The following is a 17499-nucleotide window of genomic DNA, read 5'->3' as shown; positions in this document are numbered from 1 at the left end:
GCCATCCGCCGATCCCATGCACTCAAGGACACATCATGGACAAGCTGCCCGCGCAAATGACCGTGATCGCCATCTCCAAGCCCGGCGGACCGGAGGTGCTGGTGCCGGAACAGCGCGTGCTGCCACAGCCCGGCCCGGACGAGATCCTGGTCAAGGTCGAAGCCGCGGGCGTGAACCGGCCTGACGTTGCGCAGCGCTCCGGCGCCTATCCACCGCCGCCCGGCGCCAGCGACCTGCCGGGCCTCGAGATCGCGGGCGAGGTGGTGGCGGTCGGCAGCAATGCCAGGCGGCACAAGGTCGGTGACAAGGTGATGTCGCTGGTTGCCGGCGGCGGCTATGCGCAGTACTGCATCGCCCAGGATGCCCAGGCGATGAGCGTGCCGCCGGCCTTGTCGATCAAGGAAGCCGGCGCGCTGCCGGAAACCCTGATGACGGTCTGGCACAACGTGTTCGAGCGCGGCGGCCTCAAGGCCGGCGAGACGCTGCTGATCCATGGCGGGTCTTCGGGCATCGGCACCATGGCGATCCAGCTTGCGAAGGCATTCGGCGCAAAAGTGTTCGTCACCGTGGGATCGCAGGACAAGATCGATGCCTGCCTCAAGCTGGGCGCCGACCGCGCCATCAACTACAAGACCGAAGACTTCGTCGCCGTGGTCAAGGCCGAGACCAACAACCTTGGCGTCAACCTGATCCTGGACATGGTTGCCGGCGACTATGTCGATCGCAACTATGATGCCGCGGCGGTCGACGGCCGCATCGTCCAGATCGCCACCCTCAACGGCCCCAAGGTCAACGTCAACATCGCCAAGGTGATGGTCAAGCGCCTGACCCATACCGGCTCGACGCTGCGCCCCCGTACTAATGCGGACAAGGCGGCGATGGTGGCCGCGATCGAGGCGAAAGTGATGCCGCTTTTGCGCGAAGGCCGCATCAAGCCGGTCATGGACAGCGCTTTCCCGCTGGAAAAGGCGGCGGATGCCCACCGGCGCATGGAAACCAGCGCACATATTGGCAAAATTGTGTTGGAGGCCTAGGCCGCCGGCCCACAGGTCAGGCTGGAAACCCTTTGATTTTCCTCGCTTTCGTGGCATCTATCGCGACGCGCCGAACCACTTCGGTCCGGTTTGAATCGTCTTCTAGATTCGCCTTGCACTCAGAGTTTGCGTCGAACGCGGAGAACTGACCTTGCGTCTGATCAGGTGCCTCGCGCCCATCGCGCTGGGCCTCATGATTCTTGTCGCCGCGTATCCCGCGCGCGCGCTGGACGCCGTCAGCGTCCGCAGCGACGCGCCCGCGATCGACCTCACCGGCGTGCTCGAGCATCAGCGCAGCGATGCCGATCGCATCCAGGTCTCCACCGCGCCCGGCACTGACGGCATCGTCCGCCGCATCGAGGTGCGCGCCCGCGAAGGCGGGCAGAACTGGGTGGTGTTCGCGCTCGCCAACAACACTGACGACCAGCTCGACCGCCTGATCGTCGCCCCGCATTATCGCATCGTCGCCTCGGGGCTGCTGTGGCCCGACCTCGGCCTGTCCCGCATCGCGACCATCACGCCCTCGATCGGCGACCGCCCGGAACGTCAGGAAAGCGCCACCGCCGACGTGTTCCGCATCACGCTCGACCCCGGCGCCGTCGTCACCTTCGTCGCGGAGCTGCGCACCGACAAGCTGCCGCAGCTCTATCTATGGGAGCCGGAATCCTACAAGGACAAGGTCAATTCCTTCACGCTCTACCAGGGCATCGTGATCGGCATTTCCGGCCTGCTCGCGCTGGTGCTGACCATCCTGTTCGTCGTCAAGGGCAGCATCATGTTCCCGGCCGCCGCGGCGCTGGCCTGGGCGGTGCTGGTCTATATCGGCGTCGATTTCGGCTTCTGGGGCAAGGTGCTCGACATGTCGAACAACGCCGAGCGCATCTGGCGCGCGGCGGGCGAGGCCATCCTCGCGGCCACGCTGCTGGTGTTCCTGTTCGCGTACCTCAATCTCAGCCGCTGGCACGTGCGCTATTCCCACATCACGATCGGCTGGCTGGCCTTCCTCGGCTCCCTGGTGGCGCTGGCGCTGTTCGATCCGGCCGTGGCTTCCGGCATCGCACGCATCTCGCTGGTGCTGATCGCCTTCGCCGGCTTTGCGCTGATCGTCTATCTCTCCACCCACGGCTTCGACCGCGCGGTGCTGTTGATCCCGACCTGGTTCCTGCTGGTGGTCTGGGTGGTCGCGGCCGGCATGACCGTCGCGGGTTCCGTCACCAACGACATCGTCGGCCCGGCCCTGCTCGGCGGCCTCGTGCTGATCGTGATGCTGATCGGATTCACGGTGATGCAGCACGCCTTCGCCGGCGGCGGCGCCACCACCGGCATCGTCTCCGACATCGAGCGGCGGGCGCTGGCGCTCGCCGGCTCCGGCGATCTGATCTGGGATTGGGACGTCTCCGCCGACAAGGTGTTCACCAGCCCCGAGACCGAAGCCCTGCTCGGACTCAAGCGCGGCACGCTGGAAGGCCCCGCGGCGTCCTGGTTAGAGGTGCTGCATCCGCTCGACCAGGACCGTTTCCGCGCCGCGCTCGACAGCGTGCTCGACCAGCGCCGCGGCCGGCTGGTGCAGGATTTCCGCCTGCGCACGCCGGACGGTCATTTCATGTGGTTCGCGCTGAAGGCCCGCCCGGTGGTCGGCTCCGACGGCGAGGTCTCGCGCGTCGTCGGCACGCTCACCGACGTCACCGAGCTCCGCAACGCCGAGGAACGCCTGCTGCACGATTCTGTGCACGACAACCTCACCGGCCTGCCCAACCGCAAGCTGTTCATGGACCGGCTGGGTGCTGTCGCCAACTTCGCCAAGACCATGCCGACGCTGCGGCCGACGCTGATGGTGATCGATCTCGACCGCTTCAAGCAGGTCAACGATTCCGTCGGCATCGCGGTCGGCGATTCCATCCTGCTGACGCTGGCCCGCCGCCTCACCCGCATCCTGAAGCCGCAGGACACGCTGGCGCGACTGGCCGGCGACCAGTTCGGCCTGATCCTGCTGTCCGAACAGGACCCGGCGCGCATCACCGCCTTCGCCGAGACCATCCGCAAGACCATCCGCGCGCCGATCGCCTTCAACGACCGCGAGATCTTCCTGACGGCATCGATCGGCCTCGCCTTGTCCGATCCTCAGACGCAGCTCACGGACGAGATCATCAAGGACGCCGAGCTGGCGATGTACCACTCCAAGCGCATCGGCGGCGACCGCATCGACGTCTACAAGCCCGCCATGCGTGCGCGGAAGACGGACCGGCTGACGCTGGAGAGCGAATTGCGCCGCGCCATCGAGCGGCAGGAGATCACCATCCTTTATCAGCCGATCGTGCGGCTGGAGGATCGTTCGATCGCCGGCTTCGAGGCCCTGGCGCGCTGGGATCACCCGAAGCTCGGCCGCATGGCGCCGTCGGAATTCATCACCATCGCCGAAGAGACCGGGCTGATCGTCGACCTTGGCATGTTCGTGCTCGACCAGACCGCGAAGCAGCTCTCGGTGTGGCAACGCGCGATGCGCTCGCGCGAGCCGATCTTCGCCTCCGTCAACGTCTCCTCACGGCAGTTGTTGCGCCACGATCTGATCCACGACATCCGCACCGTGCTGTCGCGCTCCTCGGTGGCGCGCGGCACGCTCAAGCTGGAGCTGACGGAATCGCTGGTGATGGAAAACCCGGAGCACGCGGCGCAGATGCTGACGCGGATCCGCGAGCTCGGCACCGGGCTGTCGCTCGACGATTTCGGCACCGGCCACTCCTCGCTGGCCTATCTCCAGCGTTTCCCGTTCGACACCATCAAGATCGACCAGTCCTTCGTGCGCACCACCAGCCGCGGCACGCGCCCGGTGATCCTGAAGTCGATCATCGCGCTCGCGCACGATCTCGGCATGGACGTGGTGGCGGAGGGCGCCGAGACCGATTCCGATGCGGTCGAGCTCTACCAGATGGGCTGCGAATACGCGCAAGGTTTTGCCTTCGGCGAGCCGATGGATGCGGACGCGGCGATGCGCCTGCTGACGGAAGTGCGGCTGGAAGCGGCGAGCTAGGCTCTCTTCTTCCCTTCTCCCCTTGTGGGAGAAGGTGGCATAGGCGGCCTGTGGCCGCCGTTCTTAGGAACGCCGAAGCGAGCTTCGGCTATGGCGCCGGACGAGGGGTTCGTTCCGCAGGTTCAGATGCGAGAGACTGGCGCGCGGTGAGAACCCCTCACCTGTCTCGCCGCTTCGCGGTGAGCCACCCTCTCCCACAAGGCCCACAAGGGGAGAGGGGAAGAGCGCGCCTCGTCGACGTTAACGCCGCCGCTCGTTCCTCTGCTTCCTGAACCGCACGCTCGCACCATCAGGCATCCGTGTCGCCACGAACCCCGCGGCGAGGCAGGCTTCGCGTTGCGGCATCTGGATGTCGGGGCTGCGCAGGCTGTCCCACCAGGAGGCACGATGGGCCGCGCGCGGCAGCGCGGCGCCGATGATCTCCTCGATCTGCTCGAAGCTCAGCACGAACTCCTCCTGCTTCTGCCGCATCAGATAGTCGCGCAACGCGTCGTAGTCGTTCACAAGCGTCCTCTCGTCCGAAGTCCCGTCCGATCTGCCTAAAACCGTTCGATCCATAAACCGATTCTTAACTCATTGCGGTAGCGCCGTCCTGCCTTAAACACTACGCAAGCTTTCGGGCGCATCCACTGGTATCGGGAGCGACCGATGCCCTTTGGATGGCGCGAAATCACGGCCCGGCGGCCATGGCGGATTTCGGCGAAGCTGCTGATCATCTCGTCCGTGGTGACGGTGATCGGCTTCTCGGCCGTCTGCATCAACGTCATGCTGGACATGCGCCGCGGCGAGGAGGCGCTCGCCCGCCAGACGCTGGAGAACCTCGCAACCTCCATCGAGTCCGACATCGGCCGCAACATCGAGATCTACGACCTGTCGCTGAAGGCGGTCGCCGGCAACATGCTGCTGCCCGAACTCGCGACGGTCTCCAAGACGATCCGCCACCTGATCCTGTTCGACCACGCGACGACGGCCCGGCATTTCGGCGCCATCCAGGTGTTCGATGCCGAGGGCCGGCTGATCATCGACGCTTCCACGCTCGATCCCCTCGTCGAGAACCGGAGCCAGGAGGACTATTTCACGGTCCACCGCGACAATCCCGGAGCCGGGCTCTTCATCAGCCGCCCGATGCTGTTCCGCGGCGCCTATTCCATCGTGCTGAGCCGCCGCATCAGCGATACCGACGGCGGCTTCCTCGGCGTCGTCGCCGGCTCGATCCGCTTCAGCTATTTCCACGAATTGTTCGAGCGGCTGAACCTGGACCCTGAAGACACCATCACCGTGCTCAGGCGCGACCGCACCATCATCATGCGGCGGCCGTTCGATCTCGACATCATCGGCACGAACCTGAACGACCGCCGGAGCTGGAAGGCCGACAATCTCCCGGCCGGTGCCTCCTATTCCGGACAGGGCCCGGTCGATCCGACGCCGCGGCTCTATGTCCGCAGCGGCGACAGCGGACCGCTGTTCGTGGTGGCGGGCAAGCCCCTGGCCGCAGTGTTCGCACTCTGGCAGAGGGAGGCGTTCCGCATCGGCGCCGTGGTGCTGGCACTCGCGCTGTTCGTGCTGGGATCGACGCTCGTGCTCGCGCGCGAGATCGGGCGGCGCGCCGAGGCCGAACGCAAGCTCGAGGAGATGGCGACGACGGATGCGCTCACGGGGCTGAGGAACCGCCGCAAGTTCGATTCCGTCATCGACGTCGAATGGCGGCGCGCCATGCGCCAGAAGGCTCCGATCGCGCTCCTGATGATCGATGCCGATCATTTCAAGGCCTACAACGACACGTTTGGCCATCAGGCCGGCGACCAGGTGCTGGTCGGCATCGCCATCTGCATTTCGGATTCCGTGAGCCGCGCCGGCGACTGCGCCGCGCGCTATGGCGGCGAGGAATTCGCCGTATTGCTGCCGAACACCTCGGCCGACGACGCCTTCAAGGTCGCCGAGAAGATCCGCCTCAAGGTGCAGGGCTGGTCCGACGATCAAACGGCCTCGACGGTCTCCTGCGGCATCGCCAGCCTCGTGCCCGCGGCCGGCATGGACTGGCCGGTCCTGGTCGCTGCCGCCGACAAGGCGCTCTATGCCGCGAAGGCCGGTGGGCGCAACCAGTCGGTGGTCGCTAGCATTCCGAAGCTGTCGCGGGTGGCGTGAGGCTTGGTCATCGCCATTACGGCGACGCGCGCCACACCACAGGTGTCGTCCCCGCGAAACGCGGGGACCCATAACCACAGGGAGCGGTTTGGCGAAGACTTGTCGTTCGGTACTCCTACCGAACACACCCGATAGACTCCGCGGTATGGGTCCCTGCGCCCCGTGCGCAATTGCGCACTAGGCAGGGACGACAGCGGAGTTTGTAGCTACTCCTGCCCCAGATACTTCTTCATCTCGGCGATCAGCCCGTCGCGCAGTTCCGGGCGCTTCATGCCGTAGGCGATATTGGCGCGCAGGAAACCGGGCTTGGAGCCGCAATCATGGCGCTCGCCCTCGAACTCGACGCCGTAGAACTTCTGCGACTTGGCGAGCCCGATCATGGCGTCGGTGAGCTGGATCTCGCCGCCGGCGCCGCGCTCCTGGGTCTCCAGGATCTTGAATATCTCCGGCTGAAGGATGTAGCGGCCGGTGATCGAGAGATTGGAGGGCGCCGTGCCCTTGGCCGGCTTCTCGACCATGCCGTCGACCTCGAACATCTTGCCGTTGCGCTTGCCGACGCCGCAGATGCCGTATTGGTGGGTCAGGTGATCGGGGACCGCCTCGACCGCAATCAGATTGGATTGCTCGCCAAGCGAGGATGCCATCTCGATCATCTGCTTCAGGCAGCCGGGCGTGTTGAGCACGAGCTCGTCGGGCAGCACCACGGCAAACGGCTCGTTGCCGACGATGTCGCGCGCGCACCAGACGGCGTGGCCGAGGCCGAGCGGCGCCTGCTGCCGTGTGAAGCTGACGGCGCCGGCTTCCGGCTGGTTCTGCGCCAGGATGTCCTGCTCGGCCTTCTTGCCGCGCGCGGCCAGCGTCGTGTCGAGCTCGAACATGCGGTCGAAATGATCCTCGATGACACTTTTGTTGCGGCCGGTGACGAAGATGAAATGCTCGATGCCGGCTTCCTTCGCCTCGTCATAGACGTACTGGATCAGCGGCTTGTCGACGATGGTCAGCATTTCCTTCGGCATCGCCTTGGTGGCGGGCAGGACGCGGGTGCCGAGGCCGGCGACGGGGAATACAGCTTTGCGAATTCTCATGTGATTGATCGAATACCTGGGGGCACATGTGACGGGAGCAATGGCTTCTTGCTAGCCTGTTTGCAGCCGCCAACAAAGGCGGATGTGGGGCCTCGCCCGGTCAGAGTTAAGAAAAACGCCGTCACCAAAATTTCACCTTTGTTAAGCTATTGGCAACGCTAACCGGGCCTCCTGTGGCGGAATTTTTCAGGCCGACGGGTGAGACATGATGCAAACGATGGCAGGGCTGGCAAAACGGGCGGGATTTCTGACCGGCGCAGCGATGGTTGCTGCCGCTTCGCTGCTGCCGGCCTGCGCACACGCCCAGGCGCAGAACGGCCTGTCCAATCTGTTCGGCGGGATCTTTTCCGGCGCCAGTCAGGCACCTTCGCAAGCGCCGCCCGGCCCCGGCGGCGCTCAACCCTGGAGCGGCGAGGACGGCGCCTCGGGCCATCCGTCGATGACGGCCGCCGCGATCCGCGAAGCCGCCGGCAATTTCAGCAATTGCGTCGCCGCGATGTGGCCCGATGCCGCACGGCGCGGCATCACGCAGGAGAATTTTCAGCGCTTCACCGCAGGCCTTGGCCCCGACCTGCGCATCATGGACCTCATGGACTCGCAGCCGGAGTTCACCAAGTCGATCTGGGACTATCTCGACATCCTGGTGAACGACAACCGCCTCGCCAAGGGCCGCGAAATTCTCGCCAAGCACAAGGCGCAGTTCGACGCCACCGAAAGGGCCACCGGCGTCGACCGCTACATCATCGCCTCGATCTGGGGCATCGAGTCCAATTACTCGACGCAGATGGGCGACCGCAGCGTGCTGCAATCGACCGCGACGCTCGCCTGCATCGGCCGCCGCCAGGCCTATTTCAAGGACGAGTTCCTCTCCGCGCTGGAGATCCTCAACCGCGGCGATCTCAGGCCTGAGCAGCTGCGCGGCTCCTGGGCCGGCGCCTTCGGCCCGACCCAGTTCATGCCGACCGCCTTCAAGCGCTTCGCAGTCGATGGCGACGGTGACGGCAGGCGCGACGTCGTCGACAATCCCACCGACCTGATCGCCTCGACCGCCAACAACCTGAAGAAGGACGGCTGGCAGTCCGGCCAGACCTGGGGCTACGAGGTCGCGGTGCCGCAAGGCTTCAACTACATGCTGGCCGACCGCGCCAAGGCGATGCCGATCGCGCAATGGGAGAAGCTCGGGCTGAAGCGGGCGACGGGGCAGCCCTTCCCGCACCCGGCGGAGAAAGCCTATCTGCTGGCACCGGCCGGCGCGCAGGGACCGGGCTTCCTGATGCTGCAGAACTACCGCGTCATCATGAAGTACAACCCGGCCGAGGCCTATGCACTGGCAATCGGCCATTTCGCCGATCGCCTGCGCGGGGGGCAGCCCTTCGTGCAGCCCTGGCCGCGCCAGGAGCGGGAGCTGGCGCGCACCGAGCGGCTGGAACTGCAGCAGCTGCTGGCCCAGCGCGGCTTCTACAAGGGCACCCCGGACGGCCAGTTCGGCGGCCAGACCCGGGAAGCCCTGCGCAACTTCCAGGCCTCGATCGGGGTCCCCGCCGACGGATTTGCCTCATCGGACGTGCTGGACCGGCTGCGCGGGCGGTAAAATCGCGCTAAAAGTAACCCTGAGGCGGGATTTCGACAGGCAGCCTTGACGCCGGCCGCCGTTCCCCGGCCTATGGAGAGGAATCTGCAAAGAGAATCTGCCCGTTTGCGGCCTGATTCCGTTATTATATTAAGCTGCCTCCAATCCCCTCGCGCGCGCCCGAGATCGCATGTCGAAGAAGTCCCTGTTCAAGGTGCTGACCGAGACCGGCCCGTTGATCGCGCTGGGGACGGCGCTTGCGATCCTGGTCTCGGTCGCAGGACCTGCCTCGGCGCAGTTCTTCAACTTCCCCGGTTTCGGCGGCCCGCCGCAGCGCGCGGCCCCGCCGCCACGGGGCGGCGGCGGAGGCGGCGGATGGTTCGGCGGCGACTTCTTCGCACCGTACCCGCCGCAGCAGCAGCAGGCGCCGCGTCAGGATTTTTCGCGCGCGCCGGCGCCGGCGAAACGCGACACCATCCCCGAGAAGAACGTGCTGGTGATCGGCGATGCCATGGCCGACTGGCTCGCCTACGGCCTGGAAGACGCCTACAGCGAGCAGCCCGACATGGGCGTGATCCGCAAGCACAAGACCACGTCGGGCCTCATCAAGTATCAGCCGAGGGGTGAGCCCGCGGACTGGGCGGCGGCGGCCAGGGGCATTCTCGAGACCGAGAAGCCCGACGTGATCGTCGTCATGCTCGGCCTCAACGACCGCTCCGCGATCCGCGAGCCCGTCGCCGACAAGGCGGCCACGGAGAAAGACAAGGACAAGAAGAACGACAAAGGGGCGCGCGCCAAGCCGCCAGCAAAGCCGGGCGAGGCCAAGCCCGGCGACACTGCCGCCGCCGCCAAGCCGGACGACAAGCCTGCCGATGCCGATCTGCCGCAGGACGATGCCGACAATGCCGATACGCCCGCGGCGGCGCCGGAGAAGACCGCGCGCAACCCGAACGGCCTCTACGAATTCCGCGACGACCGCTGGGTCGAGCTCTACGGCAAGAAGATCGAGGAGCTCGCCAACATCCTCAAGGCCAAGGGCGTGCCGGTGCTCTGGGTCGGCCTGCCCGCAGTTCGCGGAACGAAGGGCACCGCGGACACGCTGTTCCTGGATTCGCTGTACCGTGAGGGCGCGGCCAAGGCCGGCATCACCTATGTCGACGTGTGGGACGGCTTCGTCGACGAGGCCGGCCGCTTCCTCCAGAAGGGCCCGGACTTCGAAGGCCAGATCCGTCAGCTCCGCAGCTCCGACGGAGTCTATTTCACCAAGGCCGGCGCGCGCAAGCTCGCGCATTATGTCGAGCGCGAGATCACGCGCCTGCTCGCGGCACGCTCCGGCCCGATCGCGCTGCCGAGCGAGCCTGCCACCCCCGATACCAGCGCCGAGCCGGGCAAGCCCGCGCCGCGGCCGCTGGCGGGGCCGATTGTGCCGCTGGTTGCAGCCTCGATTTCGACCGATCAATTGCTGGGCGGGCCGGGCACGCGTCCCGCCGCCGTCGATGCGCTCGCAGCCAAGACCATGGTAAAGGGTGAGCCGCTGGCGGCACCGGCCGGCCGCGCCGACGATTATGCCTGGCCGCGCCGGGAAGTCGGCCGTGAGCAGGCCAAGGGCGATACGCCGATGGCCACAACGACGCCCGAGGGCGGCACGGCTCAGGCGGCGCCAGGAGCGGCCGCGGTGATCGCGCCGCCGAAGCTCGCGCCGAAGAAGCCGCAGGTCCCGCCGCAGCAGCCGGCACAGGCGACGCCGGCTGGCCGGGATTTCTTCGGCTTCGGCTTCGGCTCTCCGCAGCCGCGCCAATGGACGCCGGCTCCAGGGCCGCGCAATCCGAATTCCAATCCAGGGATTCCGCGCCCGCCTGCCAATGTCGGGCGCTCGGCGGAGATGTTCCGGTAATCTGCCTTGCTGATTGAGATGTCATTCCGGGGCGCACGAGGTGCGAGCCCCGGAACGAGGTGGTATTGGCTCGGCTCTAGTAGCGCCAACGCGGCGGCGGGCGGCGCGCGGGTCGCGACATCAGGAGCGCGAGCGCGAAGCCGATGCCGCCGGCGACCAGCAGCGCGCCGAGCGGGTTGTCCTGCACCTTCTGCGCGATCGCCTTCGAGCCGTCGCGGAAGGTCTCGCCGCTGTTCTCGTAGGCGTCCTTGGCATAGCCCGCAGCGGTGTCCGTGGCATCGCGCACCGCATCCTTGGCCTGGCCGTAGAGATTCTGCACCGTGCCTGCAGCTTCCCGCGCCTTGCCCGACGCCTGCGTCTTCGCATCGCCTGCGATGTCTCCGATCGCGCCTTCCGCGCGGCCGGCATATTCCTTGGCCGATCCGACAATCCGATCCGTATCCATGTTGCTCCTCCTCAGGGGTCAACCCAAGTAACCGATCAAGAGCAGTGCAGTTCCACGGGATCAGAGAATGAGACCGCCATCGACGACCAGCGTCTGGCCGATGATGTAGGACGACAGCGGCGAGGCCAGGAACAGCGCCGCGCCGGCCATGTCGGCCGGCGTGCCCAATCGCCGCAGCGGGATGCGCGCGAGCGCGCCTTCGAGCCGCTTCGGATTGTCGGTCGTCACCTTCGTCATCTTGGTGTCGACGAGCCCCGGCGCGATGCCGTTGACGCGGATGCCGTCCTCGGCCCAGGCTTCGCCCAGCGTCCGCGTCAATCCGACCGCGCCGGTCTTCGACGCATTGTAGGCGGGATTGCCCATGGTGGAATGATAGGCCGCGGTCGAGGACACGATGATCAGCGAGCCCCTGGAATCCCGCAACATGGAATGGAAGCGCGTCGCGCAGGCCATCAGGCTCATCAGGTTGACCTCGACCACCTTGCGAAAGCCGGCCATCTCGAACTCGCCGCGGCGATAGAGCACCGCGCCCTGCGCGAGCACGAGCACGTCGAGCCTGTCGAAGGACGGCTTGAACGCCTCGATCGCTCCGGCATTGCCGACGTCGAGCTGGGCATAAGCGAGCCCCGTGAGATCGGAGCCTTCCTCGATGGAATATTCCCCAGGCCGAGCACGCGTGCCGCAAACCGCGACATGTGCGCCTCTCGCGCGAAAAGCCTGCGCGATGCCGTTGCCGATGCCGCTGGAACCGCCGACCACCAGCACCTGCTTGCCCGAGAAATCGAGTTCGTTCGCCATCGCGGCCTCCCCTTTGTCTTGCTTGTTTGACCTGTCTGCGGATCGATGCCAGCCTTGTCAATCACAACAAGAACAAGCACGGCGCGAGGAAACAGCATGTCCGACTCCAGGGAGCTCAGCCGGTCCGTCAAGGGCCTCACGGTTCTCGTCACCGGCGCGGCCAGCGGCATGGGGCGCGCGACGGCGCGCGTGTTCGCCGCCGAGGGGGCGAATGTGGCCGTCACGGATTTCGACGAGCAGGGCGCGCATGGTGTCGCCAGGGAGATTGCGGCGAGCGGCGGTTCAGCAAGGGCGTGGAAGCTCGACGTCGCCGACGGCGGCGAGATCAAGCGCGTGGTCGGCGATGTCGCCGCGCATTTCGGGGCAATCGACATCGTCGTCAACAATGCCGGCATCTCCGTGCGTGTTGCGATCGACGACGAGGCCTATGAGGACGCCTGGGCCCGGGGCATCGCCGTGATGCTGACGGCGCATCCGCGCATCATCCGAGCTGCGCTGCCGCACTTGCGCAAGTCGAAGAGCCCGCGCATCGTCAACATCGCCTCGACCGAAGCGCTCGGCGCCACCGCATTGCACAGCCCGTATTCGGCAGCCAAGGGTGGCGTTGCCAGCCTCACCCGCTCGCTGGCGGTGGAGCTCGGCCGCGAGGGCATCACCGTCAACTGCATCTGCCCCGGGCCGATCCGCACCGCCATCACCGACCGCATCTCCGAGGAGCACAAGACCATCTACGCCAAGCGCCGAACCGCACTCGGCCGCTATGGCGATCCTGAAGAGGTCGCGCATATGACGCTGAGCCTGTGCCTGCCGGCGGCATCGTTCCTCACCGGCGCGGTGATCCCGGTCGATGGCGGGCTGATGGCCCGCAACGCGTGAGAGCCATGCGCTCGAAGCGTTGACAACGACTGACGCGGGAGTAGCTTTTTCGTCAACAGAGCGGGAACAACCGCTCGCGACCCGCGGGAGAGAACGTCATGACGATCGCCATCCGGCAGCTTCAGAAGCATTTTGTCGGCGAGGTTTCCGGCCTCGACTTGCGAAAGCCTCTCACACCGGATGAAGCGCGCCAGGTCGAGGCGGCCATGGACAAATATGCGGTCCTGGTTTTCCACGACCAGGACATCACCGACGAGCAGCAGATGGCTTTCGCGCTGAATTTCGGCCAGCGCGAGGATGCGCGGGGCGGCACCGTGACCAAGGAGAAGGACTACCGGCTGCAATCCGGCCTGAACGACGTCTCCAATCTCGGCAAGGACGGCAAGCCGCTGGCGAAGGACAGCCGCGCGCATCTGTTCAATCTCGGCAACTGCCTCTGGCACTCCGACAGCTCGTTCCGTCCCATCCCCGCAAAATTCTCGCTTTTGTCGGCGCGCGTCGTGAACCCGAAGGGCGGCAACACCGAATTCGCCGACATGCGTGCGGCCTATGACGCACTCGACGACGAGACCAAGGCGGAGATCGAGGACCTCGTCTGCGAGCACTCGCTGATGTATTCGCGGGGATCGCTCGGCTTCACCGAGTACACCGACGAGGAGAAGGAGATGTTCAAGCCGGTGCTGCAACGGCTGGTGCGGACCCATCCCGTCCATCGCCGCAAGTCGCTGTATCTCTCATCGCATGCCGGCAAGGTCGTCGGCATGAGCGTGCCGGAGGGCCGGCTGCTGCTGCGCGACCTGAACGAGCATGCGACGCAGCCGGAATTCGTCTATGTCCACAAATGGAAGCTGCATGACCTCGTGATGTGGGACAACCGCCAGACCATGCACCGCGTCCGCCGCTACGACCAGTCGCAGCCTCGCGACATGCGCAGGGCCACGGTGGCGGGAACCGAGCCGACGGTGCAGCAGCAGGCGGCGGAATAGGCGTTCACCGCTGTCGTCCCGGACAAACGCAGCTCTTGGCAACGCGTAGCGTTGTCGAGAGCGGAGCGCAGATCCGGGATCCATAACCACGGGGAGTGGTTTGGCGAAGACTAGTGGTTGAGAGCTCGCGCCAAACTCCTCCCTGGGGGTATGGTCCCGGATCTGCGCGCGCTTGGGGCGCGCTTGTCCGGGACACCGGAGGATGATGATGCACGACAGCCGAGCATGTCGCGCTAGGGACTACGCCAGCTACGCGTGCCCTGCCTCGTTCGAGAGCATGCCGGGATCGATGCCGATCTTCTGCAATGCGCGGTTGTACTTGTCGTCGACGTCGTCGCCGAAGATCAGATCCGCATCCGCATCGCAATGCAGCCAGCCGTTGCTCTGGATCTCCGTCTCGAGCTGTCCCGGCGCCCAGCCGGCATAGCCGAGCGCGAGGATGGCATGCTTGGGGCCGGAGCCGTTGGCGATCGCGCGCAGGATATCGACGGTCGCGGTGAGGCAGACGCCATCATCGATCCGCAGCGTCGCATTCTCGATGTAGAAGTCGCTGGAATGCAGCACGAAGCCGCGGCCGGTGTCGACCGGTCCGCCCCGCAGCACCTTCATGCTTTCGGCATTCTCCGGCAGCTTGATGTGCTCGCCCTTCCTGATGATGCCGAGCTGCTGCAGCAGCTCGGGGAAGTCGATGCTGCCGGCGGGGTGGTTCACGATGATGCCCATCGCTCCCTCGGCCGAATGGGCGCAGAGGTAGATCACCGACCGCTCGAACCGGGAATCGCCCATCACGGGCATCGCAATCAGGAGCCGGCCGTCGAGATAACCGGCCGAATTGGGCAGTGCGGGGCCCGAGCTGCGGGTGCTTTCGCCCGTCCTCTTGCCTGTGGGAGCCATCGGTGAAGCACTCCGGTTTCAATTCCTATCCTGATGTCGGGCCGGTCCGCTGTCAAATCAAGCCTTGCGGTGACTTGGTTCAAGTGCATCCATCACAAGCAATTCAATGGTTTGCCCTGGGCCGACCCTGTAAAGACGTGCCATGCTCACAAGAGTTCCCCTGCGTGCGGCGATTGGCGTCGCGACAACCGTGCTTGCGTCGTCGTTGGCCATCGTAGCACGTGCCGATGACGCTTCGCCGTGGCAGCGCGACGGACATTCCGCGGTGCGGCTGGTGGCGGGATCGCGCAGCGGCGCGGTCCTGCTAGGCGGTATCGCGTTCCAGCTCCAGCCCGGCTGGAAGACCTACTGGCGCACCCCCGGCGATTCCGGCGTTCCACCGCGGTTCGACTTCTCGAAGTCCGAGAATGTCGAGGCGGTGACGATCATGTGGCCGGCGCCGCTGAAATTCGACGACGGCGCGGGCGGCCATTCGATCGGCTACCACAACCAGATCGTGCTGCCCTTGCGCATCGTCGCCAAGGCGGCCGACAAGCCCGTGACCTTGCGCGCCGAGATCAATTACGCGGTGTGCGAGAAGCTCTGCATTCCGGTCGAGGCCAGCGCCGAACTCGGCTTCAACAGCGTCGCCTCGACCGAGGATGCGAACTTGCGTGCCGCGCTCGACACCGTGCCCAAGCCCGCCAATATCGGCGACCCCAATCCGCTCACCATCCGCGACGTCAAGCGTGATGGGCCCAAGAACGTGGTGGTGGACGTGGTGACGCCGGATAACCGCAACGTCAATCTGTTCGTGGAAGGGCCGACGCCAGACTGGGCGCTGCCGATTCCCGCACCAGTACCGCACAGCCCGCCTGGGGTGACGCGGTTTTCTTTCGAGCTCGACGGGCTGCCGCCGGGCGCCAAGCCGGATGGTGCCGCGCTGAAGTTCACGCTGGTCGGGCCCGACAAGGCGTACGAGTTCAATACGAATTTGGAGTGAGGCGGAGCTGTCGTTCCGGCCGCCGTCCGGACCGCCAGCGCGACTGAATTGGACTGCTCTCGCCCACGCTCAGCTGTCGTCCCGGACAAGCGCGCCTCAGCGCGCGCCGATCCGGGATCCATAGCCACAGGGTGTGGTTTGGCGAAGACTCGGAGTGACCAGCTCGCGCCGCAACTTCTCCCTGGGTTTATGGGTCCCGGATCCGCGCTTCGCTTGTCCGGGACGACACTGAGTATGGGAACCCCACCCAACCGAATCTTAACGAATGGTTGCTAGTCCCCTGGCATGCCGCTGTACGCGGGACGCTTGGGGACTGTTCGACGTGGCCGTGATGGATGCACAACCCGGAACGACCGGACCGGCCGGGCTGATCGCGCGGCTGCGGGCCAAGCTGACGGGCGGATCGACCGAAGCGTCGCTGACGCGGCGGCTCGCCGGCACCATCTTCGTCATCCGCGTGATCAGCGCGGGGCTCGCCTATGTCTCGCAGGTTCTGCTTGCGCGCTGGATGGGTACGTCCGACTACGGCGTCTATGTCTATGTCTGGACCTGGGTGCTGCTGCTCGGCAGCATGATGGATTTCGGCATCTCCGCCTCCGCGCAGAAGATCATCCCGGAGTACCGCACCAGCGGCGAGCAGGCGCTGCTGCGCGGCTTTCTCTCCGGCAGCCGTTGGCTGACCTTTGCCGTGTCGACGCTGGTCTCGCTCGCCCTAGCCGGCATCGTCAAGCTGCTGTCGCCGTGGATCGATCCGGCCGAGGAGCTGCCGCTCTATATCGGCTGCATGACCCTCCCTGCCTTCGTCGTCGCCAATACCCAGGACGGCATCGCGCGCTCGCATGACTGGATGCAGCTCGGCCTGATGCCGCAATTCATCATCCGCCAGGCGCTGATCATCGGCCTCACGGCCGCGACCTTCCTGCTCGGCTATCATCTCGGCGCGGTCGCCGCGATGGTCGCGAGCGCAGGTGCGGTGTGGATCGCGATGACCGGGCAGATGTTGGTGCTGAACCGCAAGCTCGCCGACCACATCGAGCCGGGGCCGAAGGCCTACGACGTCAAGGGCTGGCTCGCCATCTCACTACCGATCCTGCTGGTCGAGAGCTTCTACCTGCTCCTCTCCTACACCGACGTGCTGGTGCTGCAGCAATTCCGCCCCTCGGACGAGGTCGGGGTCTATTTCGCCGTGGTGAAGACGCTGGCGCTGGTCTCCTTCATCCACTACGCGATGTCGGCCACGACGGCGCATCGCTTTGCGGAATACAATGCGCTCGGCGACAAGGCGCGCCTCTCGGCCTATGTGGCGCATGCCATCAACTGGACGTTCTGGCCGTCGCTGGGTGCGACCATCGTGCTGCTGGCGCTCGGCAAGCCGCTGCTGCGGCTGTTCGGGCCGCAATTCGTGGTCGGCTACGACATCATGTTCGTCGCCGCGATCGGGCTCGTGGTGCGCTCCGCGATCGGCCCGGTGGAGCGGCTGCTCAACATGCTCGGGCAGCAGAAGATCTGCGCGCTGGCCTATGCCCTGGCCTTCGCGATGAACCTCGTGCTCTGCATTGCGCTGGTGCCGCACTATGGCGGCCACGGCGCCGCGGCCGCGACCTCGATCTCGCTCAGCTTCGAGACGGTGCTGTTGTTCTGGATCGTGCGACAGCGGCTCGGCCTGCATGTGCTGGCGTTCGGCAAATAGGCCGCCGCGGCCTGCGCCGCCGTTGAGGAACGCCTATTGCGTGACGAGCCCTGGGACGAAGCAAAATGTCTG

General features: G+C 65.9%; 14 protein-coding genes. 9 read left to right on the top strand and 5 right to left on the bottom strand.

Annotated elements, in window-relative coordinates:
- Window positions 1-35: 35 nt before the first annotated feature.
- Window positions 36-1034, top strand: a complete 999-nt coding sequence (locus IVB23_RS25610; protein ID WP_247800466.1) for an NAD(P)H-quinone oxidoreductase — start codon at window positions 36-38, stop codon at window positions 1032-1034.
- Between the two features lie 151 nt (window positions 1035-1185).
- Window positions 1186-4062 (top strand): EAL domain-containing protein, encoded by a 2877-nt coding sequence (locus IVB23_RS25605; protein ID WP_247800465.1) that lies wholly within the window; start codon window positions 1186-1188, stop codon window positions 4060-4062.
- Window positions 4063-4302: 240 nt separating this feature from the next.
- Here IVB23_RS25605 and IVB23_RS25600 read toward each other — a convergent pair whose 3' ends face one another.
- Complete coding sequence (locus IVB23_RS25600) at window positions 4303-4566, bottom strand: hypothetical protein (protein WP_035708505.1); 264 nt, start codon at window positions 4564-4566, stop codon at window positions 4303-4305.
- Window positions 4567-4710: 144 nt separating this feature from the next.
- Here IVB23_RS25600 and IVB23_RS25595 point away from each other — a divergent pair, with 144 nt between their 5' ends.
- Entirely contained in the window at window positions 4711-6207 is a 1497-nt protein-coding gene (locus IVB23_RS25595) for a sensor domain-containing diguanylate cyclase (RefSeq protein ID WP_061880936.1), read from the top strand.
- Window positions 6208-6413: 206 nt separating this feature from the next.
- On the opposite strand, the gene IVB23_RS25590 is transcribed toward IVB23_RS25595, so the two are convergent.
- The gene (locus tag IVB23_RS25590; protein ID WP_061880937.1) at window positions 6414-7292 is read right to left on the bottom strand and encodes a UTP--glucose-1-phosphate uridylyltransferase; all 879 of its coding nucleotides are present in this window, start codon (window positions 7290-7292) and stop codon (window positions 6414-6416) included.
- Window positions 7293-7497: 205 nt separating this feature from the next.
- On the opposite strand from IVB23_RS25590, the gene IVB23_RS25585 reads away from it, so the two are divergent.
- Window positions 7498-8883 (top strand): lytic murein transglycosylase, encoded by a 1386-nt coding sequence (locus tag IVB23_RS25585; protein ID WP_247800464.1) that lies wholly within the window; start codon window positions 7498-7500, stop codon window positions 8881-8883.
- A 169-nt stretch (window positions 8884-9052) separates the two neighbouring features.
- Entirely contained in the window at window positions 9053-10756 is a 1704-nt protein-coding gene (locus IVB23_RS25580) for a DUF459 domain-containing protein (protein ID WP_247800463.1), read from the top strand.
- 76 nt (window positions 10757-10832) lie between these two features.
- Here IVB23_RS25580 and IVB23_RS25575 read toward each other — a convergent pair whose 3' ends face one another.
- Entirely contained in the window at window positions 10833-11201 is a 369-nt protein-coding gene (locus tag IVB23_RS25575; protein WP_131871924.1) for a CsbD family protein, read from the bottom strand.
- Window positions 11202-11261: 60 nt separating this feature from the next.
- Window positions 11262-11999 (bottom strand): SDR family oxidoreductase, encoded by a 738-nt coding sequence (locus tag IVB23_RS25570; RefSeq protein WP_197964906.1) that lies wholly within the window; start codon window positions 11997-11999, stop codon window positions 11262-11264.
- Between the two features lie 96 nt (window positions 12000-12095).
- Here IVB23_RS25570 and IVB23_RS25565 point away from each other — a divergent pair, with 96 nt between their 5' ends.
- On the top strand, window positions 12096-12875 hold the full coding sequence (locus IVB23_RS25565; RefSeq protein WP_247800462.1) for an SDR family NAD(P)-dependent oxidoreductase: 780 nt from the start codon (window positions 12096-12098) through the stop codon (window positions 12873-12875).
- 98 nt (window positions 12876-12973) lie between these two features.
- On the top strand, window positions 12974-13861 hold the full coding sequence (locus tag IVB23_RS25560; protein ID WP_197964904.1) for a TauD/TfdA family dioxygenase: 888 nt from the start codon (window positions 12974-12976) through the stop codon (window positions 13859-13861).
- Between the two features lie 249 nt (window positions 13862-14110).
- Here the strand turns inward: IVB23_RS25560 and IVB23_RS25555 are convergent, their stop codons facing one another.
- Window positions 14111-14755 (bottom strand): YqgE/AlgH family protein, encoded by a 645-nt coding sequence (locus IVB23_RS25555; protein WP_061880942.1) that lies wholly within the window; start codon window positions 14753-14755, stop codon window positions 14111-14113.
- A gap of 142 nt (window positions 14756-14897) precedes the next feature.
- Here IVB23_RS25555 and IVB23_RS25550 point away from each other — a divergent pair, with 142 nt between their 5' ends.
- Together IVB23_RS25550 and IVB23_RS25545 are read left to right on the top strand one after the other, a co-directional pair.
- The gene (locus tag IVB23_RS25550) at window positions 14898-15737 is read left to right on the top strand and encodes a protein-disulfide reductase DsbD domain-containing protein (RefSeq protein ID WP_061880943.1); all 840 of its coding nucleotides are present in this window, start codon (window positions 14898-14900) and stop codon (window positions 15735-15737) included.
- Between the two features lie 322 nt (window positions 15738-16059).
- On the top strand, window positions 16060-17427 hold the full coding sequence (locus tag IVB23_RS25545; protein ID WP_247800461.1) for a flippase: 1368 nt from the start codon (window positions 16060-16062) through the stop codon (window positions 17425-17427).
- Window positions 17428-17499: the final 72 nt, after the last annotated feature.

Origin of the sequence: Bradyrhizobium sp. 191 (genome assembly GCF_023100985.1) — a bacterium.
Taxonomy (GTDB): Bacteria; Pseudomonadota; Alphaproteobacteria; order Rhizobiales; family Xanthobacteraceae; genus Bradyrhizobium; species Bradyrhizobium diversitatis.
The sequence above is the reverse complement of the archived record's forward strand: the minus strand, read 5'-3'. Positions and strand labels throughout refer to the sequence as shown.

Coding starts and splice junctions, on each gene's coding strand:
- IVB23_RS25610 (WP_247800466.1), top strand. CDS start 36: ATGGACAAGCTGCCCGCGCAAATGACCGTGATCGCCATCTCCAAGCCC.
- IVB23_RS25595 (WP_061880936.1), top strand. CDS start 4,711: ATGCCCTTTGGATGGCGCGAAATCACGGCCCGGCGGCCATGGCGGATT.
- IVB23_RS25590 (WP_061880937.1), bottom strand. CDS start 7,292: ATGAGAATTCGCAAAGCTGTATTCCCCGTCGCCGGCCTCGGCACCCGC.
- IVB23_RS25585 (WP_247800464.1), top strand. CDS start 7,498: ATGATGCAAACGATGGCAGGGCTGGCAAAACGGGCGGGATTTCTGACC.
- IVB23_RS25580 (WP_247800463.1), top strand. CDS start 9,053: ATGTCGAAGAAGTCCCTGTTCAAGGTGCTGACCGAGACCGGCCCGTTG.
- IVB23_RS25575 (WP_131871924.1), bottom strand. CDS start 11,201: ATGGATACGGATCGGATTGTCGGATCGGCCAAGGAATATGCCGGCCGC.
- IVB23_RS25570 (WP_197964906.1), bottom strand. CDS start 11,999: ATGGCGAACGAACTCGATTTCTCGGGCAAGCAGGTGCTGGTGGTCGGC.
- IVB23_RS25565 (WP_247800462.1), top strand. CDS start 12,096: ATGTCCGACTCCAGGGAGCTCAGCCGGTCCGTCAAGGGCCTCACGGTT.
- IVB23_RS25560 (WP_197964904.1), top strand. CDS start 12,974: ATGACGATCGCCATCCGGCAGCTTCAGAAGCATTTTGTCGGCGAGGTT.
- IVB23_RS25555 (WP_061880942.1), bottom strand. CDS start 14,755: ATGGCTCCCACAGGCAAGAGGACGGGCGAAAGCACCCGCAGCTCGGGC.
- IVB23_RS25550 (WP_061880943.1), top strand. CDS start 14,898: ATGCTCACAAGAGTTCCCCTGCGTGCGGCGATTGGCGTCGCGACAACC.